At 70.4% G+C, this 17251-nt stretch carries 18 protein-coding genes; 14 read left to right on the top strand and 4 right to left on the bottom strand.

Going from position 1 to position 17251, the window contains the following annotated elements:
* Positions 1–52 precede the first annotated feature (52 nt).
* Entirely contained in the window at positions 53–832 is a 780-nt protein-coding gene (locus AN478_RS06670) for an RNA methyltransferase (RefSeq protein WP_054965842.1), read from the bottom strand.
* 105 nt (positions 833–937) lie between these two features.
* Here AN478_RS06670 and AN478_RS06665 point away from each other — a divergent pair, with 105 nt between their 5' ends.
* The 5 genes from AN478_RS06665 to AN478_RS06645 all read left to right on the top strand — a co-directional run bounded on the left by AN478_RS06665 (position 938) and on the right by AN478_RS06645 (position 3636).
* The gene (locus AN478_RS06665) at positions 938–1738 is read left to right on the top strand and encodes an inositol monophosphatase family protein (RefSeq protein WP_054965841.1); all 801 of its coding nucleotides are present in this window, start codon (positions 938–940) and stop codon (positions 1736–1738) included.
* Between the two features lie 122 nt (positions 1739–1860).
* The gene (locus AN478_RS06660; RefSeq protein WP_143004179.1) at positions 1861–2088 is read left to right on the top strand and encodes a hypothetical protein; all 228 of its coding nucleotides are present in this window, start codon (positions 1861–1863) and stop codon (positions 2086–2088) included.
* Positions 2089–2091: 3 nt separating this feature from the next.
* Entirely contained in the window at positions 2092–2358 is a 267-nt protein-coding gene (locus tag AN478_RS06655; protein WP_054965839.1) for an SET domain-containing protein, read from the top strand.
* A gap of 157 nt (positions 2359–2515) precedes the next feature.
* Positions 2516–3019 carry a BCAM0308 family protein gene (locus AN478_RS06650; RefSeq protein ID WP_054965838.1) on the top strand — a complete coding sequence of 168 codons (504 nt, stop codon included), beginning with the start codon at positions 2516–2518 and terminating at the stop codon, positions 3017–3019.
* Complete coding sequence (locus AN478_RS06645) at positions 3016–3636, top strand: hypothetical protein (RefSeq protein ID WP_054965837.1); 621 nt, start codon at positions 3016–3018, stop codon at positions 3634–3636. The genes AN478_RS06650 and AN478_RS06645 overlap by 4 nt, the downstream gene beginning before the upstream one ends.
* A 172-nt stretch (positions 3637–3808) precedes the next feature.
* Here the strand turns inward: AN478_RS06645 and AN478_RS06640 are convergent, their stop codons facing one another.
* Both AN478_RS06640 and AN478_RS06635 read right to left on the bottom strand, forming a co-directional pair.
* On the bottom strand, positions 3809–4402 hold the full coding sequence (locus AN478_RS06640) for a DUF938 domain-containing protein (RefSeq protein WP_054965836.1): 594 nt from the start codon (positions 4400–4402) through the stop codon (positions 3809–3811).
* Between the two features lie 54 nt (positions 4403–4456).
* Positions 4457–5491, bottom strand: coding sequence for a sodium:calcium antiporter (locus AN478_RS06635; RefSeq protein WP_054965835.1), 1035 nt, complete (start codon positions 5489–5491; stop codon positions 4457–4459).
* Between the two features lie 119 nt (positions 5492–5610).
* On the opposite strand from AN478_RS06635, the gene AN478_RS06630 reads away from it, so the two are divergent.
* From AN478_RS06630 to AN478_RS06590, 9 genes are all read left to right on the top strand, one after another.
* On the top strand, positions 5611–6276 hold the full coding sequence (locus AN478_RS06630; protein ID WP_054965834.1) for a DUF4870 domain-containing protein: 666 nt from the start codon (positions 5611–5613) through the stop codon (positions 6274–6276).
* A 208-nt stretch (positions 6277–6484) separates the two neighbouring features.
* Positions 6485–6910 carry a c-type cytochrome gene (locus AN478_RS06625; RefSeq protein WP_054965833.1) on the top strand — a complete coding sequence of 142 codons (426 nt, stop codon included), beginning with the start codon at positions 6485–6487 and terminating at the stop codon, positions 6908–6910.
* 11 nt (positions 6911–6921) lie between these two features.
* Entirely contained in the window at positions 6922–8322 is a 1401-nt protein-coding gene (locus AN478_RS06620) for a cbb3-type cytochrome c oxidase subunit I (RefSeq protein WP_054965832.1), read from the top strand.
* Positions 8323–8517: 195 nt separating this feature from the next.
* Positions 8518–9108 carry a cytochrome c oxidase subunit 3 gene (locus AN478_RS06615; protein WP_054965831.1) on the top strand — a complete coding sequence of 197 codons (591 nt, stop codon included), beginning with the start codon at positions 8518–8520 and terminating at the stop codon, positions 9106–9108.
* A 4-nt stretch (positions 9109–9112) separates the two neighbouring features.
* On the top strand, positions 9113–9397 hold the full coding sequence (locus AN478_RS06610) for a cytochrome C oxidase subunit IV family protein (protein ID WP_054965830.1): 285 nt from the start codon (positions 9113–9115) through the stop codon (positions 9395–9397).
* A gap of 20 nt (positions 9398–9417) precedes the next feature.
* A complete protein-coding gene (locus AN478_RS06605) occupies positions 9418–10227 on the top strand; it encodes a CbbQ/NirQ/NorQ/GpvN family protein (protein WP_054965829.1) in 810 nt (269 codons plus the stop codon).
* The gene (locus AN478_RS06600) at positions 10208–10612 is read left to right on the top strand and encodes a hypothetical protein (RefSeq protein ID WP_054965828.1); all 405 of its coding nucleotides are present in this window, start codon (positions 10208–10210) and stop codon (positions 10610–10612) included. Before AN478_RS06605 ends, AN478_RS06600 begins: the two co-directional genes overlap by 20 nt.
* A gap of 91 nt (positions 10613–10703) precedes the next feature.
* Positions 10704–11696 carry a 4Fe-4S binding protein gene (locus AN478_RS06595; protein ID WP_054965827.1) on the top strand — a complete coding sequence of 331 codons (993 nt, stop codon included), beginning with the start codon at positions 10704–10706 and terminating at the stop codon, positions 11694–11696.
* 8 nt (positions 11697–11704) lie between these two features.
* Positions 11705–13555 carry a nitric oxide reductase activation protein NorD gene (locus AN478_RS06590; protein ID WP_054965826.1) on the top strand — a complete coding sequence of 617 codons (1851 nt, stop codon included), beginning with the start codon at positions 11705–11707 and terminating at the stop codon, positions 13553–13555.
* Between the two features lie 137 nt (positions 13556–13692).
* Here AN478_RS06590 and smc read toward each other — a convergent pair whose 3' ends face one another.
* On the bottom strand, positions 13693–17214 hold the full coding sequence (gene smc / locus AN478_RS06585) for a chromosome segregation protein SMC (RefSeq protein WP_054965825.1): 3522 nt from the start codon (positions 17212–17214) through the stop codon (positions 13693–13695).
* Positions 17215–17251: the final 37 nt, after the last annotated feature.

Below are 17251 nucleotides of genomic sequence, written 5' to 3'. Positions count from 1 at the left end.
CGTTAATACCTGCTCGGTTATTGGGGTTTTTTACTAAGACCAAGTAAGCGTGTCAAGAATCCCGACCGTTTTCCTCGGAAGAAAACCCCGCCTTCTTCCGGGGCCGGTGGCCGTGGATCCGCTTCTCGATGGCGCTCAGGAAACCGCGGAAGAAATGGACCTCCGTCTCCGTGGGCCGGGCGCGCAGCAGGAGGCGACGCATGCGCCGGTCCGTGCGCTTGGGGCTCTGGGGATTGACGAAGCCCACGTCCCGGACCACCCGCTCCAGGTGCTCGAACAGGCCCGCAAGCACCTCCCCGCCGGCGGGCAGGTGCTCCGGGTCGGACACCGCTTCGCCCTCGGCGTTCGCTGCCAGCCGGGCCTCGTAGGCCAGGATCTGGACCGCCTGGGCGAGGTTCAGGCTGCTGTATTCCCCGGACGTGGGGATGTGGACCAGGCGGTCGCAGCGGTCCAGCTCGGCGTTGGTCAGCCCGCTGCGCTCCCGCCCGAAAACCAACGCCCCACGCCGACCGGCCCGCGCCTGACCCAGGAGCTCGTCCATGGCCGCGCGCGCGGTGCGCACGGGGATGCTGAGCTCCCTCCCACGGGCGGTGGTCCCCGCCACCCAACCGACATCCTCCAGGGCCGCCCCCAGATCCTGGTGGACGGAGGCGGCGGCCAGCAGGTCGTCGGCCCCCGAGGCGCGGGCCGTGGCCTCGGCGTCGGGGAAGCGCGCCGGGCGTACCAGGCGCAGGTCACCCAGTCCCATGTTCTTCATGGCCCGCGCCGCGGCGCCGATGTTGCCCGGGTGGCTGGGCTCCACCAAGACGATGGCCACCTTGTCCAAGCACATCCTGCTATCCTCTTACGCTTCCCCGCATTCCCCCCGCCGCGCGTTGCATGGCGGGATGAGGGGAGGTTACCGTTAGCCGCCCGTTCCGCAGCCGAGGGGACTCCCATGCATCCCATGCTGACTACCGCCGTCCGCGCCGCCCGCTCCGCCGGGGACCTGATCGTGCGCGCTTTTGACCGCCTCGACGAGCTGACCGTCGACACCAAGGGTCCCCACGATTTCGTCACCCAGGTGGACCGGGCCGCGGAGGAGACCATCGTCAACGCCCTCCACAAGGCCTACCCCGACCACGCCATCGTCGGCGAGGAGGGAGGCGTCCACCGGGAGGGCTCCCGCTACCGCTGGATCATCGACCCACTGGACGGCACCACCAACTTCCTCCAGGGCCTGCCGCACTTCGCGGTGTCCATCGCCCTGGAGGAGGACGGCAAGCTGGACCAGGCCGTCATCTACGACCCGGTGAAGAACGACCTGTTCGTGGCCTCCCGGGGCGCGGGCGCCCAGCTGAACGAGCGCCGCATCCGCATGCCCGAGCGCAAGGGGCTGGACGGCACCGTGCTGGCCACCGGCTTCCCCTTCAAGTATCCGGAGCTCATGGAGGCCTACCTGGACACCTTCCGCGCCTATGTCCGCCACACCAGCGGCATCCGGCGCTGGGGCTCGGCGGCCCTGGACCTAGCCTACACCGCCTGCGGGCGCTACGACGGCTTCTGGGAGTTCAAGCTCAACCCCTGGGACATGGCGGCGGGCGCCCTGATCGTCCGCGAGGCGGGGGGCATCGTAACGGACTTCGAGGGCGGCGACGACTTCTTCACCAGCGGCAACATCCTCGCCGCGTCCCCCCGTGTCCATCGGCCCATGCTGGCCGAGCTGAAGAGCCACGTCCCCGCCGACCAGCGCCGCTAGCCGGACCCTCCCCGGAACCCTGTCCTTGAAACGCGGCGATTGAACCTCCAGCGTCGGGTACGGATCAAATAAGTAGGTTGTCCGAGATCCATACACGTACCCGATGGGGGTAACCAATGGACGTGCAGCACTCCAGCGAAGGACACGGTGACTACATCCTCACCTTTGATAAAAACGAGGTCGAAGACCTGGCGGACCCGGTGATGGGCAAGGCGGCGAAGATGTCGCGCTCCATCCTCGATCTGGGCTACCTGCTGCGGGAAGCAAAGTTCGGCATGCGCGACAACTTCCGCCAGCCTCCGCACGCCTTCGACGAGCAGGCACCGAAGCAGCCGAGCGTGGAGGACTGAGCCATGCGTATCGCCAACCAGGATCGGGAGCAGGTCCAGATCGCCGTGCACCCCGAGGAGGCCAGCCTCCTGCTGAGCGAGCTCAAGAGCCACGCCGAGCTGATGGACGGCGAGGCCGACGATCTCATCGAGGCCCTCGAGCAGGCGGGGGTGCAACCCTACGACTATCCGCAGCACTACCGGCTGGAGTTCCCGCAGAACTGGCACAAGGTCCGCCGGGCCTCTCCGGAGGAGGTTACGCTGACCCGTCAGGAGGTGGTAGGCATGTAGCCCCTCTCCTCACCGCCGACAGACCCGGGGCCCGGCTCCGGGTTTTTTTTGCCGAGGGGGCCATGGGGTGCGACCCGACTGCCCCCCTTCCTCCGGCTGGGGTAGGGTGAACGGGGCTTTCCGTGATCCAGGCCCGAACCGCCAAGGAGGCAACGGCATGAACGGAGACACCGGCAAGAACCATTCCCGTCTGGACAAGATGATCCAGGAGCACCGCAACGACCCCTATTTCATGCGGGCCAAGTACAGCCAGCCCGCCGTCTGCCGGGAGTGCGGCGTGGTGTTCGACGGCGGCATCTTCCAGTGGATGAAGAACCCGCCGGAAGAGGCCGAGCTCATGACCTGCCCGGCCTGCTCCCGGATCAAGGAGGATTACACGGGGGGCATGATCACCCTGGAGGGGGACTTCCTCCAGGAGCACTGGGAGGACATCCGGAACCTCATCGAGAACGTGGAGAAGCGCGAGGTCGCCCGGCGCCCTCTCGAACGGATCATGGAGATTCGAAAAGAGGATGACGGTTCCGTTATAATCCGGACCACCTATGAGCATCTGGCGCGCGGCATCGCCGACGCCATCCATCGGGCGCACAAGGGGGATCTGGACATCAAGTACCCGAGCGAAGACAAATACGTCCTGGCCCATTGGCGACGGGACCGATGACGCGGGCGATCCGGTTCCGGCTTCCGGCCCTCGCCATGGCGGCCCTGTGCCTGTCCCTCCCGCTGACCCCGGACGCTTGGGCGCAGGATCGGCGGGGAGGCGGCGGCTCCATCCTCCACACCGCCGCCGTGGCGGGCTACGACTTCTGGCTCGGCCAGCGCAACGAGCTGCCCGACCAGGATTGGTCCTACGGCGCCACCATCAAGTACTTCGGCGGCTCCCCCGAGAGCAACCGCCTCGGTCTCGGCGTCAACTGGATGCACAGCACCCTGGACGTCTCCTCCCCGGTGGCCGCCGATGACCGATCCTTCACCGACGAGCTGGTGCTCGACCGCGTGGGGGTGGACCTCTACTACGGCATGCCCGCCAACGACCGCAACGAGGTGCCCTACTTCCTGGCGGGCGGCGGACGCCTGACCGCCGAGGGGGACACCGCCGCCGGCGAGACGGACAGCGTCCAGGAGACCTTCTGGCAGGTGGGCATGGGCATCATCAACGGCGACGCGCAGAACACCGCCTTTGCCCTGGAGCTGAAGTACATCGGCAAGGCCGGCACGGAGATCCGCGAGGACAACGGCATCATCGAGCTGTCCATGTCCCTCGGCTACAACTGGTAGCCGGGGCCCCGTCCCGGGAATTCCTGTCAACAATTCCGGTGGTAGTCCGGGAGGCGGGGCAAGGCTTCCGGGCTCCAAGGGTTCCCTGCCCTGCGGGCATCCCTTCAGTCGCCCTCCAACCTTGCCCCGCCTCCCGGGCGTTTACCTTGGCTGGGCATTCCCGCAACGGGCACTAGACCCGCCGCCACACCAGGGTCCGGTTGTTGGCCGGCATGGCGTAATCCGCCTCCAGACGCAGCCCCACCCGCCGGCCCAGGGTTTCCAGGTCCCGCAGGTCCCGGATGCCGCTCGCCGGGTCCCGCTGGCGGAGCATGGCGTCGAAGCGAGCGTTACTGTCGCTGGTGTGCTCGCCGCCGTAGGCAAAGGGGCCGTACAGGCAGAAGGCGGCCCCCTCCCCGAGAATCCCCGCAACCCCCGCGAACATTTGCTCCACCTGCGGCCAGCTCACGATGTGGACGGTGTTGGCGGAGAACACCCCATCCGCCTCCCCCACCGGCCACGGCTCCGCGTCCAGATCGAGCACCAGGGGCGCGCGCACGTTGGGCGGGCCCGCCTCCGCCAGCCAGGCCCGGATCCCCGGCAGGTTGTCCGCAACGTCGGTGGGCTGCCAAGTGAGGTGGGGCAGGTGGCGCCCGAAGTGCACCGCGTGCTGGCCGGTACCGCTGCCGATCTCCAGGATGGGCCCCGCCTCCCGGAAGACCTCCGCAAGCACCTCCAGAATCGGGTCCTTGTTGTTTTCGCAGGCCTGGGAGTACGGCTTTTCCATGGGATCCTTCCTGTGGCGGACGGGGAAAGGTGATGGGGGCCGGCCGGAGCCGGGCTAGGCCCCGGCGCCCAGTATCAGGGCCCCCAGCAGGTACAGGGACAGCACCACCACGCTCTCGAAGCCGATCCGCCCCGGGCCCTGGCGCTCGCGGCGCAGCAGCCCGAGCACCAGCACCCCGGCCATGAGCACGGTCAGGGCGGCCAGGGCCGGCTCACGGGGCCCCATGGCGTGGTAGATGGAGCCTTCGCGGTAGGCCATGTCCGCGACGGCCGCGAAGAGGGTATCAAAGGCGTTGCCCCCCAGCACGCCCCCCACCGCCAGGGTGAGGGCGCCTCGCCGCACCGCCGCCACCGAGGTCACCAGCTCCGGCAGGCTGGTGGCCACCGCCACCATCAGGGCCCCCACCACGCTCTGACTGATGCCCGTCAGCTCCGACAGGGACTCTCCGGCGCGGGTCACCCCCCAGCCGGCCACGGAGACCACCAAGGCGGCCGCCAAAAAGGCGGCCCACAGGCCGACCAGGGAACCGCGCTCCAGGTTTTCCGCGTTGGGCTGATCGGTGCGGGTAGCGGCGGTCTGGCGGGGGTGCCACATGGGCTCCTCCCGGCTCTCGGCCACCAGATGGGCGCCGTATCCATAGGCCACCAGCAGGACGGGGCTGACGGGATGCACGCCCAGGATGCTCGCCTCCGGGCCCAGTACGGCCACCAGCAGGCCGCCGAGGAGGATGACCAGCAGTATGCCCCACATCATGTTGGGGAGGGAGGCGGCGGCGTGCTCCAGATTGGCCCGCCGGTAGGCCAGGTCGGCGACGGCCAGGAAGGCGGTCTGGACGGCGATGCCGCCGAGGGCGTTGGACATGGCCAGGGAGGGGTAGCCGTTTGCCGCCGCGGTTACCGATGCGATAATCCCCGGCAAGGAGGTGCTGGCCCCGAGGAACACCGCCCCGACGAAGGCCTCGCCGAGGCCGGTGCGGTCCGCCAAGCGGTCGGCGAGGCTCGCCAGGCGCACGCCGACCACGGCTATCACCAAGGTAGCCAGGCCGAAGACGGCCAGGCTGAGGCCCAGGGGCCAGACCTGGCTACCCACCTCCGCCCTCGCCGCCGACCCGCGCCAGCCACCGGCGAACGCCCGCCCGCGTCCGGAGTCCATAGCTAACGGCGGGGCGGCCCTCCCCCGCGGCCCGCATAACCGCGATCCGCTTACCCATGGCCCTGCCGGGAGTGCTCCACGTGATCACCATTGCCACCTTCGATAACCAGGCCCTCGCCCATATCGCCAAGGGGCGCCTCGAAGCGGAGGGCATTCCAGCCGAGATCGCCGACGACCATCTGATCCAGACGGACTGGCTCTACGGCGTGGCCCTCGGCGGGATCAAGGTCCAGGTCCCCGAGGCCCACGCGGCCCGCGCCCACTCCATCCTGGAACAGGACTATTCCGGTGAGCTACACCCCGAGCCGGAAGAGGGGCCGGCACATCCGGAGGAACCACGGCCCCTGGACCCTGCGGCCATGGAGTCGCAGACCCCATCGGACCCCCGGGCGGACGTGGGCAAATGGGCCGCCCTGGTGCACCTCGCCGCCTTCGCCGGCCTTTTCGTTCCCCTCGGCAACCTCCTCGGTACCCTGTTCGCCTGGCTGGGACGCCGCGGTGTGGCTCCCGAGGTGGACCGGGAGGGCCGCGAGGCGGTGAACTTCCAGATCAGCATAACCCTCTACGCCCTGGCCGCCCTGGCCATGGCCAGCCCGTCGGTGGCCTACCCCGTCATCCTGGGCCTGTTCTTCCTCGATACCATCCTGGTGCTCTACGCCGCCCTGCGCGCCCACCGCCACCAACCCTTCCGCTACCCGCTGACCATCCGCCTCCTTACCTGACCCCCGTACGGCCCCCGGAATCCCCTTCTCCATCAGCCTCCCCGGTCCGTGCCGCCGGAAAGTTGATTGAATTGATCAGGATCATGGATCGCCCATAAAGGTGCACGCAGGATACTGGAAAACCCTATCCCAAGGAGGGCGCATCCATGCCGCGGCAATCCGAATTCCCGCGGGGCTTCCCGCCGCCGGACACCGGGAGGTATCCAACATGAGCGAGGCCTTCACCAAATCCATGGCCCGGAACATCTTCTACGGGGGGAGCCTGTTCTTCATCCTGCTGTTCCTGGCCCTGACCTTCGACACCCACGGAACCTTCCCGGAGCGGACCAACACCGAGAACCTGACCGAGCAGGTGGCGCACGGCAAGGAGGTGTGGGAGGAAAACAACTGCACCGGCTGCCACACCCTCCACGGCGAGGGTTCCTTCTTCGCCCCGGAGCTGGGCAACGTCTACACCCGGCGCGGTCCGGAGTTCATCAAGAGCTGGATCAAGGCCCAGCCCACCGGCGCGCCCGGACGCCGGCAGATGCCCAACTTCGACCTCACGGAAGAGGAGCTGGACGCCCTGGTGGCCTTCCTGAAATGGGCCGACGAGATGGACACCGCCGGCTGGCCGCCGAACGTGGAAGGGTAGGAGCGCCAACCATGCAATACGCCTCGCAATCCGTCGCCAAGCCGTACTTCATCGCCGCCCTGGGGCTGTTCGTGGTCCAGATCCTGTTCGGGCTGATCATGGGCACCCAGTACGTGGTCGGGGATTTCCTCTTCCCGGCGATCCCCTTCGACACCGCCAAGATGGTCCACACCAACTCGTTGATCGTGTGGCTGCTTCTGGGCTTCATGGGGGCCTCCTACTACCTCGTCCCCGAGGAGTCGGAGACCGAGCTGCACAGCCCCAAGCTGGCCATCGCCCTGTTCTGGATCTTCCTGGTGGCGGTGCTGCTGACGGTGGTGGGCTACCTGACCATGACCTACAGCACCCTGGCCAAGATCACCGGCAACGAGTACTGGCCGACCATGGGCCGCCTGTACCTGGAGCAGCCCACCATCACCAAGATCGGTATCGTCGTGGTGGCCCTGGGCTTCCTCTACAACATCGGCATGACCGTCCTTAAGGGCCGCAAGACGGTGGTGTCCTCGGTGCTGCTGATCGGCCTGATCGGGCTCGCCGGGTTGTTCCTGTTCGCCTTCTACAACCCCGACAACCTGGCGCTGGACAAGTACTACTGGTGGTGGGTGGTGCACCTCTGGGTGGAGGGCGTCTGGGAGCTGATCATGGCTTCCATCCTGGCCTTCGTTCTGATCAAGCTCACCGGCGTGGACCGCGAGGTGGTCGAGAAGTGGCTGTACGTGATCATCGCGGTGACCTTGATCACCGGCATCCTCGGCACCGGCCACCACTACTACTGGATCGGCGCCCCCGAGTACTGGCAGTGGTGGGGCTCCATCTTCTCCGCACTGGAGCCGATCCCCTTCTTCATGATGGTGGTGTTCGCCTTCAACATCGTGAACCGGCGCCGCCGGGACCACCCCAACCAGGCCGCCACCCTGTGGGCGCTGGGCACCGCCGTGATGGCCTTCCTGGGCGCGGGGGTGTGGGGCTTCATGCACACCCTGGCCCCGGTGAACTACTACACCCACGGCACCCAGATCACCGCCGCCCACGGCCACCTGGCCTTCTACGGCGCCTACGTGCTGGTGGTGCTGACCATGATCTCCTACGCCATGCCGCACCTGCGCGGCCAGGGGTCCGCGGCCAGCAACCGCGCCCAGGTGATGGAGATGTGGTCCTTCTGGCTGATGACCGTGTCCATGTTCTTCATCGTCCTGTTCCTGACCGCGGCCGGCATCCTGCAGGTGTGGCTGCAGCGCTACGGGGCCGACCCCATGCCGTTCATGCAGGTCCAGGAGGAGGTAGCCCTGTTCTACTGGGCCCGGGTGCTCACCGGCCTGGTGTTCCTGACCGGCCTCATCGTCTACCTGGCGAGCTTCTTCGCCAAGGGCGAGCCGGTCACCGAGAAGGCGGCCGCCCAGGCGGCCGGCTGAGACCGCCGCGACGCCTGGAGGGGCCCGTGCCCCTCCGGGCCCTTCTTAGGACGGATCCACCGCGAAGCCGCAGGGACCCCGGCGAGGCCGCAACGGTCCGCCCTTCCCCCCCGAGCGGCGATTTCGGCCCACCCCGTGGCCGGACCCCGCCGGGGTCCCTGCGGCTCCGCGGTGGATCCCACAGGGAAAGCGCCCATGCGCACCGATCCGCAACCCGTGGCCGCCGGCCTGCGCCGTTACCCGCCCGGCGACCTGGCCATGTGGGTGTTCATCCTGGCCGAGCTGTTGGTATTCGGGGTCTTCTTCGCCGCCTACGCCTTCGCCCGCGCGGGCAACCCGGCGCTGTTCAACCAGTACCAGGCGAACCTCGACCGCACGGGCGGGCTGATCAACACCGCTCTGCTGCTCACCGGAAGCTACTTCGCGGTGCGGGCGGTCGGCGCCATCCGCCGCGGCGGCGCCGCCGCCTGCCAGCGCTGGCTGCTGGCGGCGCTGGCCACAGGCGGGGCCTTCCTGCTGGTGAAGGGCGCCGAGCTGGTCCACCACTACGGGGAAGGCATCCGACTTTCCACCAACACCTTCTACATGTTCTACCTGTCGCTGACCGGCTTCCACTTCATGCACGTGATCATGGGCATGGTGATCCTGGCGGCGGTGGCCGCCAAGGCCCGCGCCGGGGCCTACACCGCCGCCGAGCACACGGGCGTGGAGACGGGGGCCGCCTACTGGCACATGGTGGATCTGGTGTGGCTGATCCTGTTCCCCCTCGTCTACGTGATGCGGTAGCGCCATGAACCGATTCGCCCGTTCCACCGTCCCGGAGCCCGCCGCCACCGCCACCTGGCTGCTCCTGCTGGCCCTAACCGGGGCCACCTACGCCATCGGCGAGTTCGGTGTCGAGGGCCCGGTCCTGATCTTCGGCGCCCTGGGGATCGCCCTGCTCAAGGGGCGCCTGATCGCCTGGCGCTACATGGAGCTCGCCCGCGTGCGGCCGCTCTGGCGCCTGGTGCTCGGCGCCTGGCTGGCGGCCGTGGGCGGGCTGATCGCCACCGCCTTCCTACTGGCCGGAAGCTGACCCGATCCCGGAGGATCCCAATGGCTACGCAAGCCTTCGCCGCTGCCACCCCGGACACCCCCTTCTACCGCCCCCAGGGGCGGGAGACGGAGGTGTTCCGGCACGCCCACCGCAACCAGCTCCCGGTGCTCATCAAGGGACCCACGGGCTGCGGCAAGACCCGTTTCGTGGAGCACATGGCCGCGGAGCTGGGACGGCCCCTGTACACCGTGGCCTGCCACGACGATCTGTCCGCGGCCGACCTAGTGGGCCGCCACCTGATCGGCGACGGTGCCACCTACTGGTCGGACGGCCCCCTGACCCGCGCAGTCCGCGAGGGCGGGATCTGCTACCTGGACGAGGTCGTGGAGGCCCGCAAGGACACCACCGTGGTCCTCCACCCCCTCTCCGACGACCGCCGCATCCTGCCCATCGACCGCACCGGCGAGACCCTGCAGGCCCCTCCGGAGTTCATGCTGGTGGTGTCCTACAATCCCGGCTACCAGAACCTGCTGAAGGGCATGAAGACCAGCACCCGCCAGCGGTTCGTGGGGCTGCGCTTCAACTTCCCCGAGCCCGCCGCCGAGCGCGACATCGTGGTCACCGAGACCGGCCTGGACGCCGAGAGGGCCGACCAGCTGGTGGAACTGGCCAACCGCATGCGCCGCCTGGAGGACCACGACATCGAGGAGGCCGCCTCAACCCGCCTGGTGGTCCACGCCGCCACCCTGATCCGCGACGGCTTCGACCCGGTGGCCGCCTGCGAGAACGCGCTGGTGGAGCCCCTAAGCGACGACACCGAGACCCTGGATGGCCTGATGGAGGTGGTGCATGCAGTCCTCGGCGACTGACCGTTCCGCCCCCGGCGACCGCCGCCTGGCCGTCTGGGCCGAGGCCCTCTACCTGGTCAACCTCCTGCCGGCCCCGGTCCTCGGCTTCGGCCTCCTGCTGTGGCTGTTCCTCACCCGAGGGCCCACGGCCTCCCCCCTCGCTGCCTGCCACCTGCGCCAGGCGGTGGCGGCAAGCATCTGGGCGGGGATCCTGATCGGGGCGGCGGCCCTGCTCATCGTCGGGGTCGGCGGCTTCGACCGGCCCGCCACCTGGGTGCTCCTGATCCTGTACATCACCTGCGTGCACTCCATGTTCATCCTGTTCGGGGTCATCGGCCTGACCCGCGCCATGGCCGGCCAACCCTTCCGTTATCCCCTCATCGGTCCGCGCTGCGGGGAGAAGTGACGCGACCGGGCGTTGACCGCGGTCAACGCCCGACCCGAACGGTCGGGATTATGCTTGGGTCCAGATCTGGACCCCGTATGGGAGGAACCCGATGGGCGCGCTACAGGACCGCAGGCGGCTGACGCGGCTGGGCTTCTTCGCCCTGTTCGTACTGGCCCCGCCACTGGACCTCTTCCGCATCGACCTGACCCTGGGCCACGCCATCCTGTTCGGCCAGGACTGGACCCTCGGGCTGGGCCCCTTCGTGGCGGGCGAGGCGAGCGCCCTGGAGGCGGGCTGGAACCTGTTCTGGCGGTTCTTCCTCCCGGTGTTCGGCGGGGCCGCCCTGTTCCTGCTCGTGGCTTGGCGGTGGGGCCGCCTGTACTGCGGCTGGCTGTGCCCGCACTTCTCGGTGGTGGAGACCGTCAACGGCCTCATGGAGCGCAGCATCGGCCGGCCCTCCCTCTGGGAGCCCAAGCCCCTGCCCGCGCGCCGGGCCGACGGCGGCCTGCGCCGGAGCGACCGCCGATTGTGGCCCGTGACCCTGCTGGCCGCCGCCGGCTTCGCCCTGCTGTGGGCCGTGGTGCTGCTCACCTACCTGCTGCCCCCGGCCACGGTCTACGGCAACCTGGTCACCGCGGAGCTCACCCGGAACCAGGCCCTCTTTATCGGGGTGGCCACCACCCTGTTCCTGATCGATTTCCTCGCCGCGCGCCACTTCTTCTGCCGCTACGGCTGCGCGGTGGGCCTGTTCCAGAGCCTGGTGTGGCTGGCCAACCGCCGGGCCATGGTGGTGGGCTTCGACCGCGCGCGGGCAGCGGACTGCGCCTCGTGCAACGCCGCCTGCGACAACGCCTGCCCCATGCGGCTGAAGCCCCGCACCATCAAACGCCACATGTTCGCCTGCACCCAATGCGCCCAGTGCATCACTGCCTGCGAGACCGTCCAGGCGAACAATCCGGAGGGATCCCTGCTGCGCTGGGTGGACGGGGAATGCGCCCTGGACGTCTCCGCCCACGACTTCGGCCACCGCCCCGAGGTACCCCCGGACTGCTTCCGCGCGGACCGGACCGCCGAGGGCCCGCGCATCGTCTACGAAGACTGAGGAAGCCCATGGATCCCGAAGAGGAAGTCGGCAAGGTCTGGGACCGCCTGATCAGCGGCGCCGCACGGACCGCCTACCCGGAGGCGGCGGTCACCCTGGACGGGCTCCGCCCCCGCCTCGGCCTGCTCTTCCGCGCCCTGGGCGGGGACCCCGGCCTGTCCATCGAGGCCGCCGGGGCCGAGCCCCATGGCGCCCGGCGCAGTCTCCTGCAGCGGATCGCGGGCAGCCACCGCCGGGTGGAGCGCGCCTGGGCGGACGCCGAGGCGCTGCGCCTGCCGGAACGCATCGACCTCTTCCCCGACGCGGAGCGCAACCGCGACCTGTACCTGTGGGTCGCCGCCCTGGCGGCGCTGGACCGCACGGCGGAGGGGCCGTCGGGCTGGGAGCGCGGACCCTGGCTGACCGCCCGGGCGCTGGCGCGCCTGCCCGGGATGCGGGCGCGCTACGCCCGCCTGGCGGAGGCCTACCTGCCGCTGCGCCCCGACCCAAAGCGCCTACCCGCGGACGAGGCGGCCGCCGAGCGGGCCGTCCGGGAGGCCCTGATCGACCCACGCCAGCCCTTGGCCCTCCCCGCCGCCCGGCGCCCGCCCTACCCCGTGGCCCTCTGGCTGCACCCGCACCCGCCCCGCTGGGACGAGCCGCGGGCGCCCGCGGGGGACGACGGCGAGCCGGCGGACCCGGAGGGCGAGGGCGAGACCCGGGCCCTGGAGGACCGCCGGCGGCGCCGGGGCCAGCAGGTGGCCATGCCCGAGCGGAACAGCGGGCTGCTCCTGTTCCCCTTCGACAGCATCCTGAGCTGGTCCGAGTACCTGAACGTGGACCGCCCCACCGAGGAGGACGAGGACCTGGACAACGCCGCGTCGGCGGCCGACGACCTGGATCTGCTCTCCCTGGCCCGGGACAACCGCCGCTCCGCCTCTCGGCTGCGCTTCGACCTCGATCTGCCGAGCGCGGCCAACGACGACACCCCCCTGGGCTCGGGCATCCTCCTGCCGGAATGGGACTACCGGCGGGGGACCCACCGGCCCGATCACTGCCGGCTGCAGCCCATGGTGGCGCTGGAGGCCGAGCCCACCCCGTTGCCCCACCACCTGCACCGGACCGCCCGACGGCTGCGGGCCCAGTTCCAGCAGCTGAACCCCGTGCGCACCTGGCGCAAGGCCCAGCCCGACGGCACGGAGATCGACCTCGACGCCTACGAGCGTTTCGCCGCCGAACGCGCAGCCGGACAGGCCAGCGGCGAGCCCGCCCTGTATCAGGACCTGCGCGGCGGCGACCGGCGGCTGGCCTGTCTGCTGCTCGCCGACCTCTCCCTGTCCACCGATACCTGGGTGAACAGCGAGGCCCGGGTCATCGACGTCATCCGCGACAGCCTGTTCCTCTTCGCCGAGTCCCTGGCCGCCACCGGCGATGCCTTCGCCCTGTACGGGTTCTCGTCGCGCAAGCGCGAGCACGTGCGCTTCCACGTCCTGAAGGAGTTCGGGGAGCGGTACGGGGAGGGGGTGCGCGGCCGGCTGGCCGCCATCAAGCCGGGGTTCTACACGCGCATGGGCACGGCCCTGCGGCAGGCCACGCACCTGCTGGGGAAGCGCAGCGCCGAGCAGCGTTTGTTGCTGCTGCTCACCGACGGCAAGCCCAACGACATGGACCAGTACGAGGCCCGCTACGGGGTGGAGGACACCCGGATGGCGGTGCGGGAAGCGCGGGAGGCGGGCCTGCAGCCCTTCTGCGTGACCATCGACCGCGACGCCGAGGACTACCTGCCCCACCTGTTCGGCAGCCAGGGGTTCGTGGTGATCCGCACGCCGGAGGAGCTGCCCCGCCGGCTGCCGCAGCTCTACGCCCAGCTCACGCAGTAGAAAACGGGCCAAAGGAGCGCACTTGTAGGAGCCCGCTTTAGCGGGCGATTCCTTCCGGAGCACCGGTGCCCGCTTGCCCAATCGCCCGCTGAAGCGAGCTCCTACCCGGACCTTTTCCAGCCTCCTGGCCCGGGGCGTCAGGCCTGGGCCAGCTCCGCGCCCTCCTCCACCGACACGGACACCATGCGGCTCACGCCCGGCTCGGCCATGGTGATGCCCACCAGCTGGTCGGAGGCCTGCATGGTGATCTTGTTGTGGGAGATGACGATGAACTGGGTGGTCTCCGACATCTCCCGCAGCAGGTCGCCGTAGCGGCCCACATTGGCGTCGTCGAGCGGGGCGTCCACCTCGTCGAGGACGCAGAAGGGCGCCGGGTTCAGCTGGAACATGGCGAAGGTGAGGGCCACCGCCGTCAGGGCCTTCTCGCCGCCGGAGAGCAGGTTGATGGAGGCCACCTTCTTGCCCGGGGGCTGGGCCATGACGTCCACGCCGGTCTCCAGGGGATCCTCGTCGGTCATGGCCAGGTAGGCGCGCCCGCCCCCGAACAGGCGGGGGAACAGGGTGCGGAAGTTGGCGTCCACGGCCTCGAAGGTCTCCCGGAAGCGGTTCCGCGTCTCCGCGTCGATGCGCTGGATGGCGCTCTCCAGGGTCTGCAGGGCCTCCTCCAGGTCGGCGGCCTGCTCGTCCAGGTGGGCCTTGCGCTGCTCCACCTCCTCGTGCTCCTCGATGGCGGCCAGGTTGACCGTGCCCAGGGCGTCGATGGCCTTCTGCAGCTCGCCGCGGCGCCGCTCCAGGGCCTTGGCGTCGGCGTCGTCCGCCAGCGCGGCCAGGCAGTCCCGCGGCGTGGTGCCCGCCTCCTGGATGCGGGCCTCGGCCTCCTCCAGGCGCACCTCGACCTTGTTGAGGTTCTGGCGCTCCTCCTCCAGGGCGTTGCGCCGCCGCTCCACCTCGGCCTCCGCCTCGGTGCGGGCCTCCTGGGCGCGGCTCAGGGCCCCCTGCGCCTCCTCGGCCACCTTCCGCCGCTCGGCTAGCTCCCGCTCCGCCTCGGCGCGCGCCTCGAGGGCCGCCTCCAGGCGCTCCTGCACCTCCTCGGCGGGCGCGCCGCGCTCCGCCAGGCGTTCCTCCAGCTCCTCAAGGCGCCGACGCCGCTTGTCCAGCTCCTCGGTGGCCCACTGGGTGTGGCGCTCCGCCTCGGCGCGCGCCGCCTCCAGGCTCTGCAGGCGGGAGCGGACCTGGCCCAGTTCCTCGCGGGCCTCCCGCTCCCGGGTCTCGGCCTCGGCCGCGGCGGCCTGGGCCTCGTTGCGCTGCCGCTGCACCTCCTCCAGGTTGCCACCCAGTTCCCGCTCCTGCTCGCGGGCGGTGGCGGCGGCCTCGGTGGCCTCCTCCCGGGCCAGCCGCTCGCTCTCCGCCTCCTCGGCGAGCTGGGCCAGCTCCTCGTTCAGGTGCGTGCGCCGCTCGGCAAGGCGGTCAGCCTCGGCCCGCTGGCGGCTCTCCACCTCTCGGGCCTCGCGGACGGCCTCCTCCGCCTGCTCCAGCTCGGCGCGCGCCGCCTCCAGGCGCTCGCGGGTCTCCTCGTGGGCCCCCTTCGCCGCCTCCAGGCCCTCCTCCGCCTCGGTGACCCGGGCCTCCTCGGTTGCCAGGCGCTCCTCCAGGCCCTCGATCTCCCGGCGACGCTGCAGCCAGGAAGTGCTGGCGTCGCGCTCGCCGCGGTGGACCACCACCCAGTCGCGCCCCACCCGATCGCCGGCGGGGGTGACGAAGTAGGCCCCCGGGGGCAGGTCCCCGGATCGCGCCAGAGCCGAATCCAGGTCCTCGGCGGCGTGCACACCGGCCAGCCAGTCCGCCACCACCGGACGCAGGCCGGCCTCGCATTCCACCCGGTCCAGCAGGGTTCCGGCGGCCTCGACGCCGCCCCCCTCCGCCGTGGGTCGCACCGCCGGGAACCGGCCGCCCTCCCGCTCCCGCATCCAGTCCAGGAGCTCCTCCCATTCCGCGCCCTGCGCCACCAAGGCGTTCAGGCGCTCGGCCAGGACCTCCTCCACGGCGGTCTCCCAGCCCGGCTCCACTCGCAGGCGGCCGCCGAGCAGCCGCTCCCGGTCGTGGTCCACGCGCTCCAGCAGCTCCCGGGACGCGGCATCCAGGTCCTCGCCGCGGCGCTCCAGGGCCCGGAGGGACTCCAGCTGCGCGGCGGTCCGCTCGCGTTCGTGGCGCCGCTCGCTGACCGCCTCGGCGGCATCGTCGCGCTCCCGCTCCCGGTCCCGCAGGGCCGTCTCGACGGCCTCCAGCGCCTCGCGGAGGCCGTCACGCCGCTCCTCGGCTCTCGCGCGCTCGGTCTCCGCGCTCTCCGTGTCCACCTCTCCCGCCTGGCGCTCCAGCTCGTCCCGCTCCCCCTCCCGGGTGGCCTTGCGCTCGCCGATGGCCTCCAGGCGCCGCTCCGCCTGCTGGACCCGCTCCTCCTGGAGGCGCGCCTCCTGGGCGGGGCCCTGGACCGCCTCGCGGGCCTGCTGTTCGGCCTCCTCCGCGGCGCGCAGGCGCTCCCGGGCCGCCTCCAGGGTCTCGGCGGCCTGCTCGTGGCGCTCGGTCAGGCGCTCCACCTCCTCGTTGAGCCCCTCCTGCTCTCCGGCCGATTCCTCGATGCGCGTGCGGTGCTCGGCGAGGCGCTCCTCCAGCTCAGCGATCTCCCCGCCGGCGGCGTCGCGCTCCTCCTCCAGGCGCTGGCGCTCCTGGCGGGCGTGGTCCTGCTCCCGCTCCAGGGCGGCGATCTCCGACTCGCGGGCGTAGTAGCGGCCCTGGGCCTCGTTCACCGCCTCGTTGGCCTCCTCATAGGCCACCCGCTGGCGCTCCGCCTCGGCTTCGGCCTCGGTAACCCGGCTGCGGGCTTCCTCCAGCTGGGTTTCCAGGTGGCGCACCTCGCCCTGCTTGGTCTCCAGGGCCCGCTGCTGGTCCCGGTAGCGGGCGCCCAGGAGCTGGTGGTCCACCTCGCGCTGCTCCTGCTTCAGGGCCTTGTACCGCTTGGCCACCTCGGCCTGCTCGCCGAGCTTCTCCAGGCGGTCGGCCAGCTCGCCGCGCAGGTCCTCCACGCGGTCCAGGTTCTCGCGGGTCTGCTCGATGCGCCGCACGGTCTCCTTGCGGCGCTCCTTGTAGCGGGTAACGCCGGCGGCCTCCTCGAGCATGAAGCGGCGCTCCTCGGGACGGGCCTCCACGGTGCGGGAGATCATGCCCTGCTCGATGATGGCGTAGGCCCGCGGCCCCAGGCCCGTGCCCAGGAACAGGTCGGTGATGTCCTTGCGCCGGCAGCGGCTGCCGTTGAGGTAGTACTCGGAGTTGCCGTCCCGGTCCACCGCCCGCTTGACGCTGATCTCGTCGTAGGCGGCGTAGGGCCCACCCAGGACCCCCTCGCGGTTATCGAAGACCAGCTCCGCCACGGCCCGGCTCACCGGGGCCCGGTTGTCGGAGCCGTTGAAGATGAAATCGGTCATGTGGCCGCCGCGCAGGTGCTTGGCGGAGCCTTCGCCAAGGACCCAGCGCACGGCGTCGACGATGTTGGATTTCCCGCAGCCGTTGGGCCCCACCACGGAGGTGATGTGGGACGGCAGGGGGATGGTGGTGGGGTCCACGAAGGACTTGAAGCCCGATAGCTTGATGCGCCGCAGCTTCATGGGCGGGGAGGCCCCTCCTTTTTGGGATACGGATTGC

Origin of the sequence: Thiohalorhabdus denitrificans, from assembly GCF_001399755.1 — a bacterium.
Lineage (GTDB): Bacteria > Pseudomonadota > Gammaproteobacteria > Thiohalorhabdales > Thiohalorhabdaceae > Thiohalorhabdus > Thiohalorhabdus denitrificans.
This window is presented reverse-complemented; position numbering and strand designations above follow the sequence as displayed.